The organism is Corynebacterium sp. KPL2838 (genome assembly GCF_040225455.1).
Lineage (GTDB): Bacteria > Actinomycetota > Actinomycetes > Mycobacteriales > Mycobacteriaceae > Corynebacterium > Corynebacterium rhinophilum.
In genome coordinates this window covers 39,474-57,316 of record NZ_JBEHFT010000007.1, presented here as the reverse complement: position 1 = coordinate 57,316, position 17,843 = coordinate 39,474, and the positions used below count along the sequence as shown (strand labels likewise).

The following is a 17,843-nucleotide window of genomic DNA, read 5'->3' as shown; positions in this document are numbered from 1 at the left end:
CATTGCTGTTCTTTCTCTTGATGGGGCGCGAGTACAGAATCTCGCTGCTTAGCTTTTCACACTAAAAGCACTAACGCAGCCGCTACTGATGTTATTACAGGCGCCAACCACGTCACGCTGTGCTTCATTGGGAAATTATGACATAGAAACCTCAGTTGTCATAGCGTTACTTATCATTGATAGCGGAAAAGGCAATGAAGGTGTACCTACCCCCGCTACTCCCCCACGTGAGTGGAAGCCTTTACCGGCAGGCATTTATTGGGCACTATTATTGGTTAGGTCTACATGTAGGAATACTGAATATACTTCCCTCAACATGCCGATTTTTCGCGGCCGAAGTATAGTTATCGAGTCCACTCCCCACTGGAAAGAAGCACTATGAAGCGTCTTAACTCTATCCTCGCGGCAGCTGCGGTTTGCACGGGCTTAGCTTATGCCCCCGTGGCGGGCGCAGCCGATCTCACCCCGCAGCAAGTGGCGGGCGATGCCGCACAGTCCACGATTTCCCCGCTGGAACCTACCCCGGAGATCGCGGGTAAGTCCTGGTACAAGAAGTACAAGGACGACGCGCGCGTTGAAACGCTCGAGGCAACCTCGCCGGCGATGAATGACCGGAAGATTCCGCTAGCTGTCATCCGCGCCAAGAGCGAAAACCGCCCAACCATTTACCTGCTCAATGGCGCAGGCGGAGCAGAGCAAGACATGGACTGGCTAAAGCTTTCTGATGCCGTTGATTTCTACCACGAAAAGGACGTCAACGTTGTAGTCCCGCAGGCCGGTGCGTTCTCCTACTACACCGACTGGATCTCTGAGCCGAGTTCAAAATTCCTGCAGGGACCGCAAAAGTGGGAAACCTTCCTAACTAAGGAACTGCCGGGCGCCATTGAAAAGCACATCAACGCGGATAACCACCGCGCCATTGCCGGCATGTCCATGTCCGCTACCTCTTCCCTGCTGCTAGCCCAGCACAACCCAGGCTTTTACGATGCAGTGGGCTCATACGCCGGTTGTGCCGCTACCGCTTACCCACTGGAACGCAAGGGCGTAGAGTTGACGGTCAACCGCGGCGGCGGCAGCGTGGATCAAATGTGGGGTCCGTACGGCTCCGAGACCAACCGTTACAACGACGCCATGATGAACGCTGAGAAGCTACGCGGTACCGAGCTATACATTTCTTCCGGTTCTGGCTTGGCCGGCGAGGAAGATACGTTCTCCTATATCCAATCCAAGGGCTACAATCCGCTACAGGCAGCGCAGGGATCCGCCACCCTGCAGATTGAAGGCGGCGCCATCGAGGCCGGGGTAAATTACTGTACCCACAATTTCAAGGCCAAGCTTGACCAGGCCGGCGTGCCAGCCACCTTTAACTTCCGCAATACCGGAACCCACTCGTGGCCGCACTGGAACCAGGATCTGAAGGATTCTTGGCAAGTATTCGAGAAGGCATTCAATAGCTAAATTTTGGCTGTGCCTGACGGGCGGTAGGATCGCAATATTATGACATTGCTTCCTACCGCCTTTTCGCGTGCGCATACTGATCCTTATACCGGCGTGGACTTCAACCTCGGTTTTGAAGTCACCCACTACACGCTGGACTTGAACTACCGCGTGGAGCCAAACCTGTTGCAAGGTGAGGCCATTTTAAGCGTGCGCGCGGTGGAAGAGCTGACCTCCTTAACTTTGGACCTCGGCGGGGCGATGGTAGCGCGGCGCGTAACCGCCAAGCACGCCCCGCGGGTGGCTAAATTCCGCCAATCTTCGGGGAAGCTGCGTCTGCGTTTTGCAGACGAGATTCCTGGCGGAACTGAGTTTGAGCTGCACATTCGCTATGGCGGCAGTCCGCGCCCCATCCGCACCACGTGGGGCGAAATTGGCTGGGAGGAAACCGAATCCGGCTCGTTGGTGGCCAGCCAGCCTAATGGCGCGCCCAGCTGGTTCCCGTGCGATGACACGCCTTCAGAAAAGGCGACGTATGACATCATCATCACCGCCGATAGCCCCTTTACCGTCATTTCCAATGGCGAATTGGTCTCCCGCAAGGCCGGCGGTTCCACCACTCGGTGGCACTACCGCACACGCCACCCCATGGCCACGTACCTGGCAACGGTGCAGGTAGGCGAGTTTTCTTCTTATTCGCTGGGGGCTGATACCCAGGCGTGGGCGCCGGCGTTCTTGCGCGAGTGCGTGCGCGAAGAATTCTCCCGGCAGCAAGAGATGGTGGATTTCTTCTCCTCTATCTACGGGCCTTATCCTTTCCCCGCCTATCAGGTCGTCATTGCCGAGGATGAGCTGGAAATCCCCCTCGAGGCCCAGGGCCTGTCCATTTTTGGTTCCAACCATGTGAAAGGCGATCACGCCTTCGAGCGACTCATCGCACACGAGCTTTCCCACCAATGGTTTGGCAATTCCGTTGGCCTTTCTGCATGGAAGGATATTTGGCTCAATGAGGGTTTTGCCTGCTACAGCGAGTGGTTGTGGGGTGAGCACAAGGGTGCCTCCTCCGCGCGCGAGGCGGCGCGCTCGCATTACCAAGTTCTGATGCGCAAGCGCCAAGACATCAAGGTTTCTGATCCCGGTGCGCGCGATATGTTCGATGACCGCGTGTACAAGCGCGGGGCCCTCGCGGTGCACGCCATTCACCGGCTGCTTGGCGATGCCTTCTTCCCCACCCTCACCTCCTACCTCACCCAGCATCAACACTCCGTGGTTCAGCCCTCCGATCTCCTCTCGTCCTTCCGGGGGGCTGCGCCGGACGCCGCTCTTTTCGATGCCACCGTTGCCGCATGGCTCGATGAAACCGCGTTGCCCAAGTTTCCGGACTAGTGGTTTTGGGCGCTATTTGCCGTGGTTTTGTTTATGGACAGGCCCGTTCTAGTGGGGAATGTACAGTCTATTGACCAATTCCTTTCTTGCGGTTGCGCTGGTGTTTTATTGACCTAGAATAGAACATGAAAGCGAAACAGGAAGGAGGGAACCATGGAAACTGCTAAGCATACAGAAATCAATTCAGCGATTTCTGATGTGGCTGCGGGGCTTACGCGCCTGCGCAACCTTATGCAGAATCCGGACGATCTCTCCTTCGAATTGCTCCACCCTAACTTCGAGCATTTAGAACGGGCGCTGGGCAATAAATCCACTATCGATGCCGCCTTTGCCTTTATTGCAGAGCGCGATGATGCCGGCAGGCGGGTCGGCTCCTCTAAGGCTAAGGACTATTTAGTCGCCCGCCTTGGCCTCACGGAGTCCGAAGCCGCCGCACGCCTGCGCAACGGCAAGAACCTCTTTGCACCCATCGAGGATCCTGAACCTACTCCCCCGCCAGCAGACGACGAGGCAGACGCGGCCGCGCAAAAGAAAGCCGAGGAGGAAGCGCGCCGCCGCGCCGAACGTGAGCGCCGCGCGGAAGAACAGCGCCGCAAGAAGCTCTTCGAGGAAGACCCTATCCCAGAGCGCATCCTCAACCTCATCGAACGGGAGCTGCGTAACCTCAATAAGTTCGCGGTTCCTGGGCCGCGGGAGCTGCGCAATAAGGCTCTAGAGGAGGCTAAACGCCGCTCCTATGAGTCCCTGCGCGATTGGCTGCGGCAGGCTATCCGCAAAGCAAATAAGCACGCCGTCGATCCCTCTGGGAAGCGCGATCCGCACGCGGCCACCCGCAAGCGCCGCTTCAGCATTTCTAACCAAGATGCAGACGGTGGCGTGCACATCTCCGGCTACCTCGATGCCTCCGCCGCCGCGGTCCTAGCCAGCGCTTTCGCCCCTGCCAAGAATAAAGGCAGCGAAAGCCTGAGTCCCGAAGACGATACGCGCACCTATGCCCAGCGCATGGCAGATCAGTTGACCGCGGCACTGGGGAGCTACTTATCCGCAGGCCAAAAGAAATCGGACGGTCTCGGTTCCTTCTTCGTCGCTACCACTCTTGAAGAGCTACAAGCGATGAGCAGTGACACCCGCTTCACCACGAGCGTGGGAATCGACCTATCCCCGCTCGATCTTCTCCGCTTGGGCGCCGCGCAGCACGACTTTTTCTGCGCCGTTGATGACAAGGGCTTCCCGCTCGAGCTCGGGCGCACCAAGCGCACCGCTTCGCTGTGGCAAAAGCTGGCGCTCGCCGCCAATGAAATCGTGTGCACACACCCAGACTGCAACCGGCCGTGGCAAGACTGCGATGTTCACCACCTGCAGGCGTGGTCCCACGGGGGAGCTACAGACCTCCGGAACCTGACCCTGTTATGCCGCCGACACCACGTGGACAATAACGATAACCGCGATGGCCGTAATGGCATGGGGCATGCGGAAAGAGACCCGGAAACGGGCCGGGTGGGTTATCGCTCGGCGCATACCGGAGGCCTTTCCCCCTCGGTAGAGCTCAATGACTCCCCCGCTGCGGAGCAAGCCCCGGCGCGCAAGCTCACTGACCCGCCTGCTCAGCCTCATGCACCGGTGGATTCACCACCCGGTTCCCCGGTTGAATCGCCGCAGCCTTCGGCGCTGGGCTCACCACCTTCTCCGCCGCCTCCCGGCGCAGCGTGAGTATGCCTTACTCCCCACCCATCATCATGCCTTCAGGCCGTACGATCATGTCGTGCGGCCTAGAAGTGCGTGTACAAGCGTTTTGGGGCTGTCCACGCGCAGCGCCTATACGGACTGCCCTACACTGGAGACTCATGCACACCATGCTCGTTACTGGCGGCGCCGGCTTCATCGGCGCCAATTTCGTGCGCCTCATGACAAAGGTTCGCCCAGATACCCACATCACCGTTTTGGATAAGCTGACCTACGCCGGCAACCGAGATAACCTTGCGGGGCTCGATGTGGAATTAGTGGAGGGCGATATCGCGGATGCTACGACGGTAAAGCCGCTCGTCGCCAAGGCGGATATCGTCGTGCACTTCGCCGCTGAATCGCATAATGATAATTCGCTGCGGGATCCCTCACCGTTTATCCAGACCAATGTGGTGGGTACCTATACCCTTCTGGAGGCGTGCCGGGCATACGATGTCCGCTTTCACCACGTTTCTACCGATGAGGTATTCGGGGACTTAGAAATTGGGGCGGATACCAAGTTCACTGAGGAAACCGCCTATGCGCCCTCCAGCCCTTATTCGGCTACCAAGGCGAGCTCCGATCACCTCGTGCGGGCATGGGTCCGTTCTTTTGGACTGCGCGCCACCATTTCTAATTGCTCGAATAATTATGGGCCCTACCAACACATCGAGAAGTTCATCCCGCGCCAAATCACCAATATCCTTTCCGGGCATACGCCTAAGCTCTATGGCACGGGTGAGCAAGTGCGCGACTGGATCCACGTCGACGATCACAATGCGGCAGTGCTAAAAATCCTCGAAGAGGGGCGGATAGGTGAGACGTATAATATCGGCGCTGATCAGCCGGACATCGATAATAAGCGCATCATCGAGATGATCTGCGAAATCATGGGACATACCCAAGGAGGTCGGGCCCTGTACGAGCACGTGGCGGACCGCCCCGGCCACGACCAGCGCTATGCCATGGATGCTTCCAAGCTGCGCCGCGAATTGGATTGGCAGCCCCGTTATACCGATATCCGGGCGGGACTAGAAGATACCATCGCCTGGTATCGCGATAACGAAACTTGGTGGCGTTTCCAAAAGGATTCTGTAGAAGCCCGCTATAAAGAGCAAGGACAGTAATTATGCAGGTACACAACACCGCCATTGAAGGCCTAAGCATCATTGAGCTGGACGTACACGGAGATAACCGTGGCTGGTTCAAGGAGAACTGGCAGCGCGAGAAACTTAGCGAGGCCGCACCAGAGCTGGCTTCGTTCCAGCCGGTGCAAAATAATATTTCTTATAACCGCACCGGTGCCACGCGCGGGCTGCACGCTGAGCCTTGGGACAAGCTCATCTCCGTCGCGCACGGCAAGATCTTTGGTGCCTGGTGCGATCTACGGGAAGGTTCCGCAACCTTCGGCGAAATTGTCACCCATGAAGTGGGGCCAGAGACCGCCGTATTTGTGCCCCGCGGGGTTGCCAATGGTTTTCAAGCCCTCGAGGAAACTTCCTACTCCTACCTGGTTAACGAGCATTGGTCCCCCGAGGCACGCTATACCGGAACCAACCTCGACGCTGTGGAGTGGCCCCTCGAACCACGCGAGGTTTCAGAAAAAGACAAGCAACTGCCAGCGCTTGCAGATGTAGAGCCCATGCCACCCCGCAAAATCCTCGTGACCGGTGCGAATGGTCAGCTTGGCCGGGCGCTGAAACGGGTCCTCAAGAATGCCGAGTTCTGTACCCGCACGGAGTTCGACATCACCAATCCCCCGCAGCGCCAGTGGAAACAATACGAAGCCATCATCAACTGCGCCGCCTACAACGACGTCAATGGCGCCGAGGACGATTGCGCCGCCGCCTGGGCCGTAAACGCCGAGGCGCCAGCCAAACTCGCCCGCATCGCTGCCGAAAACCAGCTGACCTTCGTACACGTATCCAGCGACTACATCTTCGATGGATCCAATGAGCTGCACACTGAAGACGAGATCCCCTCGCCCCTATCCGCCTACGGGGCGTCGAAGGCTGCTGGTGAAACCGCCGCTCAGACTGCACCGCAGCATTATGTTGTGCGCACCTCGTGGGTGTTTGGCGATGGCCCGAATTTCATCGCCACCATGCGCCGCTTCGCCGAAGCGGATAAGGAGCCGAAGGTCATTCATGACCAGCGCGGGCGCCCCACCTTCGCTGAGGATTTGGCCAAGGGCATCGCGCATCTCTTGCGCACCCGGCCCGAGTACGGGATTTATAATATCTCCAATTCCGGCGATACCGTCGGGCGCGATGAAATGGCGATGTCCGTATTCATCGGCCTGGGCCACGACCCCTCAGAGGTCACGCCGGTAAGCACCGAGCAGTATCGGGAAATCGTCGGCCCCGAAGCACCGCGCCCCAAAGAGTCGACACTTGCCCTAGATAAAATCGAGGCCACGGGATTTTCGCCGCAAAATTGGCGGGCAGCCCTCGCCTTGTATCTCGCGCTGTACCCTAGCGAACCCAGCGAGCCCAGCGGACCCAGCGGTGCCGGTGAGCCCAGCGATACCGGTGATACCGGCGAGCCTGGCGCCGGAGCAACCGCCGGAACCGCCAAAACTAACGAAAACACCGAGGCCAGCGAGGAGTAGCGATGAAAGGCATAATCCTCGCCGGTGGATCCGGAACGCGGCTTTATCCCATCACTAAGGGCATCTCTAAGCAGCTTATGCCCATCTATGACAAGCCGATGATCTACTACCCGTTAACCACGCTCATCCAAGCGGGCATTCGGGAGATCCTCATCATCACCACCCCAGAGGACGCTGGGGCGTTTCAAAGGCTCTTCGGGGATGGATCCCAGCTCGGGCTGATGATCGATTACGCCGTGCAGCACCGGCCCGAAGGGTTGGCGCAGGCTTTTTTGATTGGGGAGGATTTCATTGGTGATGACAGCGTTGCGCTGGTCCTCGGCGATAATATCTTCCACGGCTTCGGCGGGGAACTAAGCCAGTGCCGCAATCCAGAAGGCGGCATCATCTTTGCCTATGAAGTATCGGATCCGCAGCGCTACGGCGTCGTCGAATTCGACCAAGCCGGCCAAGCGCTCAGCATTGAAGAAAAGCCGGCGGAACCGCGGTCTAATCATGCCGTCGTCGGGCTGTATTTCTACGATAATTCTGTCATCGATATCGCTAAGTCCATCACGCCAAGCAATCGCGGGGAGCTCGAGATTACCTCCATCAACGAGGCCTACCTGCGCCGCGGCGCGCTAAGTGTGCAGCGCCTCCACCGCGGTAGTGTTTGGCTGGATACCGGCACCGTCGATTCCATGAGCGAGGCCGCCGCCTACGTAGAGGTGATGCAGAAAAGAACGGGCATCATCATCGGTTCCCCCGAGGTGGCGGCCTACGAAGCCGGATTCATTTCCCAGGCGGAGCTGGAAGCGCTAGCCCAGCCCCTCCTCAAATCCGGCTACGGAGAGTACTTGCGCGATTTTTAGTAGCCGCGCTCGATGTACTCGTCGATGCGCGCCGCTTCCGCGCCCACCGTCGTAGCATCGCCGTGGCCCGGCAAGACCTTGGTGTCATCCGGCAGGTTGAATACGACGTTGCGCAGGGATTCGATGATCACATCGAAGTCCGAGTACTTGCGCCCCGTTGCGCCAGGGCCGCCGTTAAACAGGGTATCGCCAGACAAAAGCGTGCCATCGACGTAGAGGACAACACAGCCCGGCGAGTGGCCCGGGGTGTGGTAGACAGTGATCTTCTCACCGTTGATGTCGAACTGGCCGTTATCGGCTAGGTCGATGTAGTGGGCATCGCCATTGGCCTCTTGCCACAGCATGTCATCGTCCGGGTGCATGTAGACATCCGCATCAAAGCGCTTTGCTGCTTCCGGCGCGAGCTCGCAGTGATCGTTGTGGCCGTGGGTCAAGATGATGCCCTCAACCTTGCGATCGCCCACCAACTCTGCCACGGCATCGAGGTCGTGGGAAGGGTCGACGATGTAGACACTGGAGGCATCGCCAAGCACGTAGACGTTATTGTCAACGTCCCATTCGCCGCCGTCCAAACGGAACTTTCCGGAAGTTACCGTGCTTTCAATCTGCATTAAAATTCCACCACCGAACGTAGTACCTTGCCGTCCTTCATAGTTTGGAAGGCAGACTCGACATCGTCAAGCGCGATGCGCTCAGAAACAAACTTATCCAGCGGGAAGTTGCCGGCCTTGTGCAGGGCAACGTATGCGGGGAAGTCACGCTCCGGCAAGCAGTCGCCGTACCAAGCCGGCTTGATGGAACCGCCGCGGCCGTAGAGATCGATGGCCGGGATGTCCACGTGGTCAGTCAGGTTAGGCACGCCCACCATCACCATGCGGCCGGCGTGATCGCGGGAGTAGAAGGCCTGGCGCCACGTTGGCTGGATGCCCACCGCGTCGATGGAAACATCCGTGCCGAAGCCGCCGGTGAGATCGCGCACCGCATCGATGACCTCCTGCTCCGACATGCCCTTCGAGCAAATGGTGTCGGTGGCACCGAACTCGCGCGCCGTCTCCAGCTTGGACTCATCAATGTCTACGGCGATGATCTTCGCCGCGCCCGCCAGCTTCGCACCAGCAATCGCTGCCACGCCGACGCCGCCGCAGCCGAAGATGGCTACGGACTCGCCCAGCTGGATATCGCCGGTATTAACGGAAGCGCCCAGGCCGGCCATGATGCCGCAGCCCAGCAAGCCCGCAGCGACTGGATCCATCTCATCAACCTTGGTGCACTGGCCCTCGTGGACCAGGGTCTTCTCCGCGAAGGAACCGATGCCCAGCGCAGGGGTGAGCTCGGTGCCGTCCTCCAAGGTCATGGCCTTGGAAGCGTTGTGGGTATTGAAGCAGTACTTGGGCTCGCCCTTCTTGCAGGCGCGGCACTCGCCGCACACTGCACGCCAGTTCAGGACGACGAAATCGCCCTCCTCCACGTGAGTAACCGAAGAGCCTACGGTCTCCACCACGCCGGCCGCCTCGTGGCCCAGCAGGAAGGGGAAGGCATCCTCGATGTCACCATCGCGGTAGGCCAAGTCGGTGTGGCATACACCGCAGGCCTGCACCCGCACGATGACGTCATTGGGGCCGGGATCGGGAACGACGATATTTACGGTCTCAACTTCCGCGCCCTTAGAGCGGGCAATAACAGCTTTTACAGTCATGTCCACAACCATACCTACATTTTCAATATCACCACATTATTGAAAACCATTGCTAGGAAGCTGCAATGACGTTGGCCGCGTGCTCGTGGCCGCGCTGGTTCATGTGGATGGGCAGGTTGCCAGGGCCCGCCGTAAAGTCCACGAGACCTGCCCACATGCGGTCATTCGCATTAGCGCACATGCCGTTATTGCGGGTCGATGGCTTCATGTCCAAGAATTGCACGCCGGTACGGGCCGCCAAATCAACCTGCATCCACTGCGCCTTATTCTCGTAATCCTCGACCATGGGCAGGAAGGTCGAATCCAGCGGCGTCGGGCCAACGTGGATGAGGCAGTAGTGCGACCCCGAACCGATAGTGGGGTAGCCCACGATCTGGATGCGAGCATTCGGGGCGGCGTGCTTAATCCGCTCAATCTGTGGGGCGGTGCGATCCGTAAATTCCCGGCGGATCTGATCCAGGTTCAAATCGCGGTGATTATAAGTGTCATTAAAGCCAGTGGTAATCAGCACGCGCGCCGTATCTGGGGTCAGCGCGCCCGATCCGATGGCGGCATCCACCTGCTGCCAAATCTGCGGACCATTGGACATTGTCACCGCACCAGAGCAGGAGAAATCGCGCACCGGCAGGCCCATCTTGGCGCCGGCCCGCTTCGCATAGTTGAAAGAAGTGGGGCAGTTTTCCCCGATTACCCGGGAGGGACTGAAGCGATCCGCCAAGTATTCCCCGCCATTCGGATCCGCCATGACCGAGTCGCCGAAGGAGACGAGATTGCGTTCTGCCGCGCTAGCCTGCGGTGCGGCCACCGCACCTACCACCGCGATCGCAGAAGCTACGACCGACAATGCCTTGAGTTTTATAGATTTCATTGAGAGACCTTTTCTTCACACCTTGTAACTTAAGTGTATATTAGTCACTCTGGTAACATTTTTCGAGTTAAAAGCAACACTATCTTTTCTTCTGACGATATCGTTCGTAGTTATATTTTCGTTATCTTCTCTTTTCGGAGCTTTCTCTTCCATGAAATTGTCTGATGTTCCCTTCCACGCCTCCGCGCTCAGCCAGTTCTTTCCTGCCCTCTTCAAGTCAGGGCTTATCACCCGGCAAGGCGGGCTTGGCGGGCAGCTCAAGCTCCTGCCCAACCTCGCGCGTTACCGCTTCACCACGGCGCGCGAAATCGAGCAGGCCTATTTAACCTGCCCCGATCGCCTCGCGCTTATCGATGACGATGGCACCCTCACCTACCGCCAGCTGCGATCCCACGCGCAGAATTTCGCCCGCTACCTAGAGTCCCTGGAGCTGCCGGAAATCCGGCTCGGCGTCATGGCCCGCAACGGCCGCGGCATCATCATCCCGCTCGGTGCCAAGGGCTACGCCGGTGCCGGAATCTACCTGCTCAATGTCGGTTCTTCCCCAGAGCAGCTGGCCGGCTGCATCGAAGAAAATGGCATTAACGTCCTCGTCATCGATGATGAATTCATCGACCGCGTCGATCCCAACCTCGATATCCCAGTCATCATCGCCCACGATACGGGAGCAAGCGATCTGCCCACGCTCGAGAAAATCGTGAAGAATCCCCTGGATATCGAGCTTCCCACCTTTCCCAAGCACGGCCCCATCGTGCTGATGTCCTCCGGCACGACCGGCATCCCCAAGGGCATCGTCCGCCCCGAGCCGACGTTGCCCGTCGTGCTCGCCTCCATCGTGGGCAATATCCCGTGGCGCGCCGATCAGCGCGTGCAGATGACGGCCTCCATCTTCCACACTTGGGGCTGGGCCTGCATCAATATCGCCTTGGGGCTGCGCAATACCATCGTCACCCGCCGCGTTTTTGAGCCGGAGCAGGTGCTTGATGATGTCCAACGCTACCGCCTCGACGGCATGCTCTCCTCCCCCATCTTTTTCAAGCGCTTGGTGGATCACGATCCCGAGGGTTCCTTCGATACCTCCAGCCTGAACTTCATCGCCTCTGCCGGCAATGCACTTACCCCGCAGGTGGTCAAGGACACCAACGCGCGCTTCGGCCCCATCCTGTGCAACGTCTACGGCTCCACGGAGCTGGCGCTTGCCTCAACGGCCACGATGGAACAAGTCGCAGAAAACCCTGATGCGGTGGGCAAGGTGGCCAATGGCACCAAGCTGCGCATCCTCGATGAGGAGGGCCACCCCGTTCCTCGCGGCGAGGTGGGCGAAATCTACCTCACCAATTCCACCGCCATGACCGGCTATACCAACCCCAAGCTCAAGCTCAATCGGATCGATGGATTGTTGTCGATCGGTGATCTTGGGTACATCGACAAGCAGGGCTTCCTCCACGTCGTGGGCCGGGCCGATGACATGATCATCGTGGGCGGCGAGAATGTCCACCCCCAGTCCGTGACCGAGGTGCTCGAGGCCATGCCCGGCATCGATGAAGTGCACGCGGGTGGTGTGGAGGATAGCGAGACCTTCAGCCGCATCGCCGTCTGGGCGGTGCCTACTGCCGATGCCGCCGGCCGCGAACTGACTGCCGATGCCATCCGCGCCTGGGTGCACGAAAAGCTCGCCGAGCACTCCGTGCCCCGCGACGTACACTTCCTATCCAAGCTGCCGCGCAATGCCACCGGCAAGGTGGTTCCGCGCCTGCTCAAACACGGCGATTAAATTTTTCAATGCCCCACCACATCGGTGGGGTAAAGAGCACGGCAATAAGCCAATAAATCAACCAGAAGCTGCCGTTTAGCCCTACCACCGCGATGCTAGCTATAAGGATCGCAGCCGTCACCGCACTGGCATATACGGATTTTCTTAAATTATTATCGGACTGATTCCCAGACTCGGTTTTCGACCTCCCGCTGAGCTTCCGATCAACTGCGCGTATGATATCGCCGCCAAAGACCAGCGAAAATGCGATATAAAAAGCTGCGAAACCGTGCATGAATCCCGCTTCGCCATCATTATGCATGGTGAAAAATGAGAAAATTAACAGGACTATGTCAATAATTGGCGTAGCGATAAAAAATGCCAGTCCAATTCTTGGGGCCTTAACGATGTAGCGGAGAACACCACCCAGAATGAGGCACGCCCAAAAGAGAATTTCTGTTGCGACGGTAGCAATAAGCAATGTATCGTCTGCTCCCTCATCAAGGCCATATGGCCTGCCTCTATTGAAGGAGAGTTTACATTAAGGAAGAAACCCGCACAGATAAAAATGGAGCCGCCTGCGAGAATCGAACTCGCGACCTTTTCATTACGAGTGAAATGCTCTACCGACTGAGCTAAGGCGGCGCGCTGTTTAAGCAGCACTGGCGATTCTATCGCAGGGGTGGCGCGGAAAAGAAATCGGTGCCTAGGCCTGGTTTTTGGCGGGCCGGTGTTAAACTCCGGCCCGATACTAGCGACGGTCCCGGTACTAGACAGCCCCCAGCGCTAAAGGCAGGCCCGCCGCAGCCTGCCCACCAAGCCGTCGAAGGCAATCTGCGTACCTACGTTCTGGGTTAGCTGCTCGCGGCAATAAGAAATGGCGGACTGGCACTCCAAGAGGCCCTCCTCGCTCACCCGCTGCGCCAGCTCGCCAGATAGCCCCACGAAGTCCGGGTGGGTCATCTCCACCTGCGCGCCCACCTTTGTCATCAGCGCGTCGCGATAGATTCCGGAGAGATCGACGAGCACCAAATCGAGGTTATCGATGACCCGTCGCTTCGCCCGCTTCTTGTGCTGTTCTTGTAAGTCCTTGATGGCGGAGCGGGCATCGCGCTGCGCCTTCGCCGCGCCCTTGCCCTTCGCGCCCACGCCAAAGGTATTTTCCAGCTTGGCCAGCTCCGCTTCTTCTTCCTCCTTGTGCGATTCCTTCACGTCCGCATCCACCAGCTTGAGAAGCGAGGTCACCGCCTGAAAGCCCTGGGATTCGTGGAAGATGTCCTCTGCCAGGTTGATGGCCACCGCCCGGCGTTTTTGCACCGTAGGATCTGCCACCAAGTGGCGCGCCCTGCCCACGTGGCGCAGGGAAGTCACGGCGGCGAGGCGGGCATCGTGATCCGAGGCGCCTTCGCTCACCAACTGCGCAACGATATTTTCCACCGACGGCGAGGGAATGTACAGGTGCCGGCAGCGCGAGCGGAGGGTTTGGGAGAAGTCCTCGGGGGCATCGGAAGGCGCGCACATGATAATCACGGTGCGCTCCGGCGGTTCCTCCACCGTCTTGAGCAGCGCGTTGGCGCCGTTATTGTTGAGGCGATCCGCGTTATTGAAGATCACGACGCGCCACGGGGCGACCGTGGGCAGGCTCGCGGCGCGCCCAATGACCTCTCGCACCGTATCCACCGGGATGATGACCTCCTGCGGGTCCACCAAGACCAGGTCCGTGTGCTGCTTGGTGCCTAGCACGGCGCGGCAGGCCTCGCATTTTCCGCAGCCCGGTTCCTCCGGATCCGTGCACATGAGCGCGGCCGCGAAATCGATTGCGGCCAAGGATCGCCCGGAACCGGGCGGGCCGGTAAAGAGCCAGGAATGGCTCATCGCCCGCGGATCTGCCCCCGGCATCCCCCGCGCCGCCCGCGCGGCACCCAAGATAGTGCGGGCCACACCTGGGGTATCTGCCAATCGTTGCGCAACGCTTCCCGTATTCACTCGCTCTAGCCTACTGGTCTTACTACAGTAAGTAGTTATGAACAGACTATTGCGTGGCGCTCGTTGGCTTATGGGAACCCAATGGCCGGTATACGCTGCCTTGGTCTTGGGCGCCAATATCATCGGCGCCATCGCGATCATGACCTTTATCCTCTATTTCCTGCCCATGCCGGAAATTGACGACTTTGCCGCCGAGCTGCCCAACCTGAAGGGAGTGGCGGCGGTTTACCTCATCTTTGCCGTCATGATCGGCATCGCCGCTACCCTGCTGCTCTTCCGCCCCGTGCTGGACTGGCAGCGCAATCCTGATGCACACGATCCAAATATGGTGCGCACCCTCGTATTGCGCATCCCCGTTTACCAATCCCTGGTCGCGGCCGCAGTCTGGCTCATCGGCATCATCTTGACGGTGGTTATCTCCAGCGGGCAATCAGGGCGCCTCGGGCTCGTCGTAGGTGTCTCCACCACCCTGGCGGGCCTAGTGGTCATCATCTTGACCTACCTGCAGGCAGAGCGCCTCGTGCGGCCCGTCGCCGCGCAGGCCGTCGCCCGCCGCTTTGAAGATTCCACCGTCGAACCGCCCATCAAGTATCGCCTCTTTTCCACCTGGCTGATGACCTCCGGGGTGCCGCTACTCGGCATCGTGCTGGTGCTATTAGGGCAGCACACTGGGCTCTTTTCTGGCGATGCCAGCGAGATCATCCCGGCCATCGTGGCGCTCGCGCTTACCGCCCTGGCCACCGGGTTTATCGGCACCAGCTTCGCCATCATGAGCGTGGTCGATCCCATCGTGGAATTGCAGGATGCGATTAACCGCGTGCGCCGCGGCGAGGCCGATGCCGAGGTCGATATCTACGATGGTTCCGAGCTCGGCGTCCTGCAGGCCGGTTTCAATGAGATGATGCGCGGGCTGCGCGAGCGCCAGCGCGTTCGCGATATCTTCGGCCGCTACGTGGGCACCGAGGTAGCTCAGCGCGCCCTTGAAGAGCGCCCCGAATTGGGCGGCGAGGACCGCAAAGTCGCGGTGCTGTTTATCGATGTTATCGGTTCCACCACCTTCGCGGTCAACCACTCCCCCGAAGAAGTGGTCACGGAGCTCAATAAATTCTTCGAGCACGTCGTGACGGTGGTGCACCGCAATAAGGGCATTATCAATAAGTTCCAGGGCGATGCCGCCCTCGCCGTCTTTGGTGCGCCGCTCAACGTGTACGACTCGACTTCGATGGCGCTGCAGGCCGCCCGCGAGCTGCGCGGCGAATTGCGCGGGCTCGAGCTGCAGGCCGGCATCGGCGTCGCCTCCGGCCACGTGGTGGCAGGCCACATCGGCGGCGCGGATCGCTTCGAGTACACCGTCATCGGCGATGCCGTTAACGAGGCCGCGCGCCTGACCGAAATGGCCAAGGACACCCCCGGCCAGGTCCTGACCAACGCCGCCACCCTAAAGACCGCCAACGAGGCCGAGCAGGCCCGCTGGACCGTCATGAAATCCATTGAGCTGCGCGGGCGCCGCCGCATGACCCAGTTGGCGCGCCCCATCCGCGCCAGCCTGGCAGAAAGGTGCGAAATCTAATGGCAAGCACCCGCCTCATCGTGCCCGATGCGGCGCGCGGAATGACGCTTTTAGGCATCGCGATAGCGAATATGACCACCGCGTGGATCATCACCGAGGATCGCCCGGGCGCGTATTTCGGCGGCATCCTCGATGACAGCGTGCTCGATAAAATCGCCGTCGTCTTCGGTGCTTTCTTCGTGCACAACCGCGGCCTGCCCATGTTTTCTACCCTGCTGGGCTTCGGCGTGGGGCTTATTGCGATGAGCCTGTGGCGGCGGGAATTTCCGCTGGGAGAAGCGAGGAGGGTCATCGCCAAGCGCTATGGCTTTCTCGCGCTGTTGGGCGCGGTGCACATGGTGCTGCTGTTTTGGGGCGATATCATGTTTGTCTACGGCGTAGCGGGCATAGTCATTGCCCTGCTGCTCACGCTGCATAATTCTACGCTGCGCAAGATTTCTAATATCGCGCTCGGGGTGCTGACGGTGCTCGGCATCGCCGCGTTTATTTTCTCCGCGGTTGGCGGCGGGCTCGATATGCCCGTCGATGCCATTGGCACGGTAAATTCCTACGGTGACCTGCTGCTCAGCCAGCTTCTCACCCTGGGCGCGCAGATCATCTCCGCCCCGCTCATCGTGCTGATGTACCTACCAGTAATGCTGGTGGGCTTTGTGTGGGCGCGCGAGGGCGTGCTTGCCGATGTCCCCTCTCACCGCCCCCAACTCCTGCGCTGGGTGGCCATCGCCGCGGCCGTCACGCTGGTCATTGGCACGCTGTGGTCCTTGGGCACCCTCGGGGTCATCGATCAACGTTGGGCGAACGCCGCCAGTAGCGCCAATTCCACTCTCGGCGTGCTGACCGGGCCGGGAATCCTCGCCGGGCTCGCCCTAATCTTGCAGCCCGTGCAAGAACGCCTAGCCGCCGGCGCCTCCGTGCCCGCGCTCTTGTGGCCCTTCGTCGCGCTGGGAAAGCGCTCTATGAGCGGTTATGTGGGCCAGTCGATACTGTTTTTCCTTATCGTGCACCCCTTCACGCTGGACTACGGCCACGACTTAGGAGCCTTCGGCCAAGCCGGGCTCGCCTGCGGCGTGTGGCTGGTCACCGTGATTGGCGCGTGCGTGCTCGAAGCGCTGGGCCTGCGCGGGCCCTTCGAGGTGGTGCACCGCCGGCTGTCTTATGGCCCGAGCATGCAGCCGGAGCGGAGCTTGCCTAGTCAGGACCTTACCTAGTCAGAGCATCGACTAGCAGGAAGTGCCCCAATGCAAAGGCACCGGCCTCCGCCGCGCCCACCGCCCGGGCCGCCCTCGTGGGCTTGGCTTGTTTCTTGTTTTTCTTCAGTATCCGCGTCTTCTGCTGAGACTCAGCAAAAGACAGCTGTGCCCGCAGCGCCGTCAGGCCTTCCGCCGCAACCAAGAGATTGGCGCCGTGGCTCAAGCCCTTTGTCGCATCGGCGCGCAGGCGCGGATCGCCCGCCAGCGCCGAGGTGGTCAGCACCGCCGCGCCGCCCACCGCTACCGCGGTCCGGGTGGGCTGCTTGCGCGCAGCGACGATCGCCGCCGCCCAAGCGATGGCGCGCAGGCCCCAACCGCGGGCATCATTGCGCGCGCCGCGCCGATAAAGCACCCACGAATACGCCGCGTGGCTAGCGGTAACGCCTGCCACCCCAAGGAGGGAGGGGCGGTGCAAGCGGCGCGACTTTTCCACCTGGCCCACCGCGCCGGCCAGCAGTGCGGGGCTCAGGGTGGGGTTTTGCGCCTCCGCCGCCAAAAGGGGCAAAAGCGGCGCGCTCGTGACGGCGTGGGCCTTCTTCCAGCCAAAGAGGCGGGACCATACCGTGGATTCACCAAGCGCCAGGTACGCGAAACGCCGCCAGCCCCGCGGCGTGCGCCGGGCTGGGTCGGTGACATCGGCAAAGGTTTCGGACACCGCGCGGGTCAGGGCCGCGGTGCCCTCCTCGGTGCGGGCAAGAAAACCATTCATGCCC

Annotated in this window: 15 protein-coding genes and 1 tRNA gene; 9 read left to right on the top strand and 7 right to left on the bottom strand. The window is 59.9% G+C overall.

What is annotated here, in order from left to right:
* Nucleotides 1-378 precede the first annotated feature (378 nt).
* The 6 genes from ABRP98_RS04070 (at nt 379) to rfbA (ending at nt 8,007) form a co-directional block, all read left to right on the top strand.
* The gene (locus ABRP98_RS04070; protein ID WP_349857644.1) at nt 379-1,458 is read left to right on the top strand and encodes an alpha/beta hydrolase; all 1,080 of its coding nucleotides are present in this window, start codon (nt 379-381) and stop codon (nt 1,456-1,458) included.
* Nucleotides 1,459-1,497: 39 nt separating this feature from the next.
* Nucleotides 1,498-2,823, top strand: a complete 1,326-nt coding sequence (locus tag ABRP98_RS04065; RefSeq protein ID WP_349857642.1) for a M1 family metallopeptidase — start codon at nt 1,498-1,500, stop codon at nt 2,821-2,823.
* A 153-nt stretch (nt 2,824-2,976) separates the two neighbouring features.
* Nucleotides 2,977-4,533 carry an HNH endonuclease signature motif containing protein gene (locus ABRP98_RS04060; protein WP_284783184.1) on the top strand — a complete coding sequence of 519 codons (1,557 nt, stop codon included), beginning with the start codon at nt 2,977-2,979 and terminating at the stop codon, nt 4,531-4,533.
* Between the two features lie 134 nt (nt 4,534-4,667).
* Nucleotides 4,668-5,672, top strand: a complete 1,005-nt coding sequence (gene rfbB, locus ABRP98_RS04055; RefSeq protein ID WP_349857640.1) for a dTDP-glucose 4,6-dehydratase — start codon at nt 4,668-4,670, stop codon at nt 5,670-5,672.
* A gap of 2 nt (nt 5,673-5,674) precedes the next feature.
* The gene (gene rfbD, locus ABRP98_RS04050; RefSeq protein ID WP_349857638.1) at nt 5,675-7,156 is read left to right on the top strand and encodes a dTDP-4-dehydrorhamnose reductase; all 1,482 of its coding nucleotides are present in this window, start codon (nt 5,675-5,677) and stop codon (nt 7,154-7,156) included.
* Between the two features lie 2 nt (nt 7,157-7,158).
* On the top strand, nt 7,159-8,007 hold the full coding sequence (gene rfbA, locus ABRP98_RS04045) for a glucose-1-phosphate thymidylyltransferase RfbA (protein WP_349857636.1): 849 nt from the start codon (nt 7,159-7,161) through the stop codon (nt 8,005-8,007).
* Here rfbA and ABRP98_RS04040 read toward each other — a convergent pair.
* Genes ABRP98_RS04040 through ABRP98_RS04030 form a run of 3 tightly spaced genes read right to left on the bottom strand, consistent with a single transcriptional unit; the run spans nt 8,004 to nt 10,571 of the window.
* Nucleotides 8,004-8,618 (bottom strand): MBL fold metallo-hydrolase, encoded by a 615-nt coding sequence (locus ABRP98_RS04040; protein ID WP_284770764.1) that lies wholly within the window; start codon nt 8,616-8,618, stop codon nt 8,004-8,006. The two genes, rfbA and ABRP98_RS04040, sit on opposite strands and share 4 nt — an antisense overlap.
* Entirely contained in the window at nt 8,618-9,703 is a 1,086-nt protein-coding gene (locus tag ABRP98_RS04035) for an S-(hydroxymethyl)mycothiol dehydrogenase (protein WP_349857634.1), read from the bottom strand. The genes ABRP98_RS04040 and ABRP98_RS04035 overlap by 1 nt, the downstream gene beginning before the upstream one ends.
* 52 nt (nt 9,704-9,755) lie before the next feature.
* Complete coding sequence (locus ABRP98_RS04030) at nt 9,756-10,571, bottom strand: GDSL-type esterase/lipase family protein (protein ID WP_349857633.1); 816 nt, start codon at nt 10,569-10,571, stop codon at nt 9,756-9,758.
* A gap of 151 nt (nt 10,572-10,722) precedes the next feature.
* On the opposite strand from ABRP98_RS04030, the gene ABRP98_RS04025 reads away from it, so the two are divergent.
* Nucleotides 10,723-12,345: an AMP-binding protein gene (locus ABRP98_RS04025; protein ID WP_349839380.1), complete on the top strand. Its 1,623-nt coding sequence runs from the start codon at nt 10,723-10,725 to the stop codon at nt 12,343-12,345.
* Here the strand turns inward: ABRP98_RS04025 and ABRP98_RS04020 are convergent.
* From ABRP98_RS04020 to ABRP98_RS04010, 3 genes are all read right to left on the bottom strand, one after another.
* Nucleotides 12,329-12,805, bottom strand: a complete 477-nt coding sequence (locus tag ABRP98_RS04020; RefSeq protein ID WP_349857631.1) for a hypothetical protein — start codon at nt 12,803-12,805, stop codon at nt 12,329-12,331. The genes ABRP98_RS04025 and ABRP98_RS04020 overlap by 17 nt on opposite strands.
* An 88-nt stretch (nt 12,806-12,893) precedes the next feature.
* Nucleotides 12,894-12,969 (bottom strand) — tRNA-Thr (locus tag ABRP98_RS04015).
* A 141-nt stretch (nt 12,970-13,110) separates the two neighbouring features.
* Nucleotides 13,111-14,310 carry a DNA polymerase III subunit delta' gene (locus tag ABRP98_RS04010; RefSeq protein WP_349857630.1) on the bottom strand — a complete coding sequence of 400 codons (1,200 nt, stop codon included), beginning with the start codon at nt 14,308-14,310 and terminating at the stop codon, nt 13,111-13,113.
* Nucleotides 14,311-14,347: 37 nt separating this feature from the next.
* Between ABRP98_RS04010 and ABRP98_RS04005 the strand changes: the two genes are divergently transcribed.
* The gene (locus ABRP98_RS04005; protein ID WP_349857629.1) at nt 14,348-15,880 is read left to right on the top strand and encodes an adenylate/guanylate cyclase domain-containing protein; all 1,533 of its coding nucleotides are present in this window, start codon (nt 14,348-14,350) and stop codon (nt 15,878-15,880) included.
* Nucleotides 15,880-17,088 (top strand): DUF418 domain-containing protein, encoded by a 1,209-nt coding sequence (locus ABRP98_RS04000; protein ID WP_349857627.1) that lies wholly within the window; start codon nt 15,880-15,882, stop codon nt 17,086-17,088. Before ABRP98_RS04005 ends, ABRP98_RS04000 begins: the two co-directional genes overlap by 1 nt.
* Here ABRP98_RS04000 and ABRP98_RS03995 read toward each other — a convergent pair.
* Entirely contained in the window at nt 17,081-17,839 is a 759-nt protein-coding gene (locus ABRP98_RS03995) for a hypothetical protein (protein ID WP_349857626.1), read from the bottom strand. The two genes, ABRP98_RS04000 and ABRP98_RS03995, sit on opposite strands and share 8 nt — an antisense overlap.
* Nucleotides 17,840-17,843 lie beyond the last annotated feature (4 nt).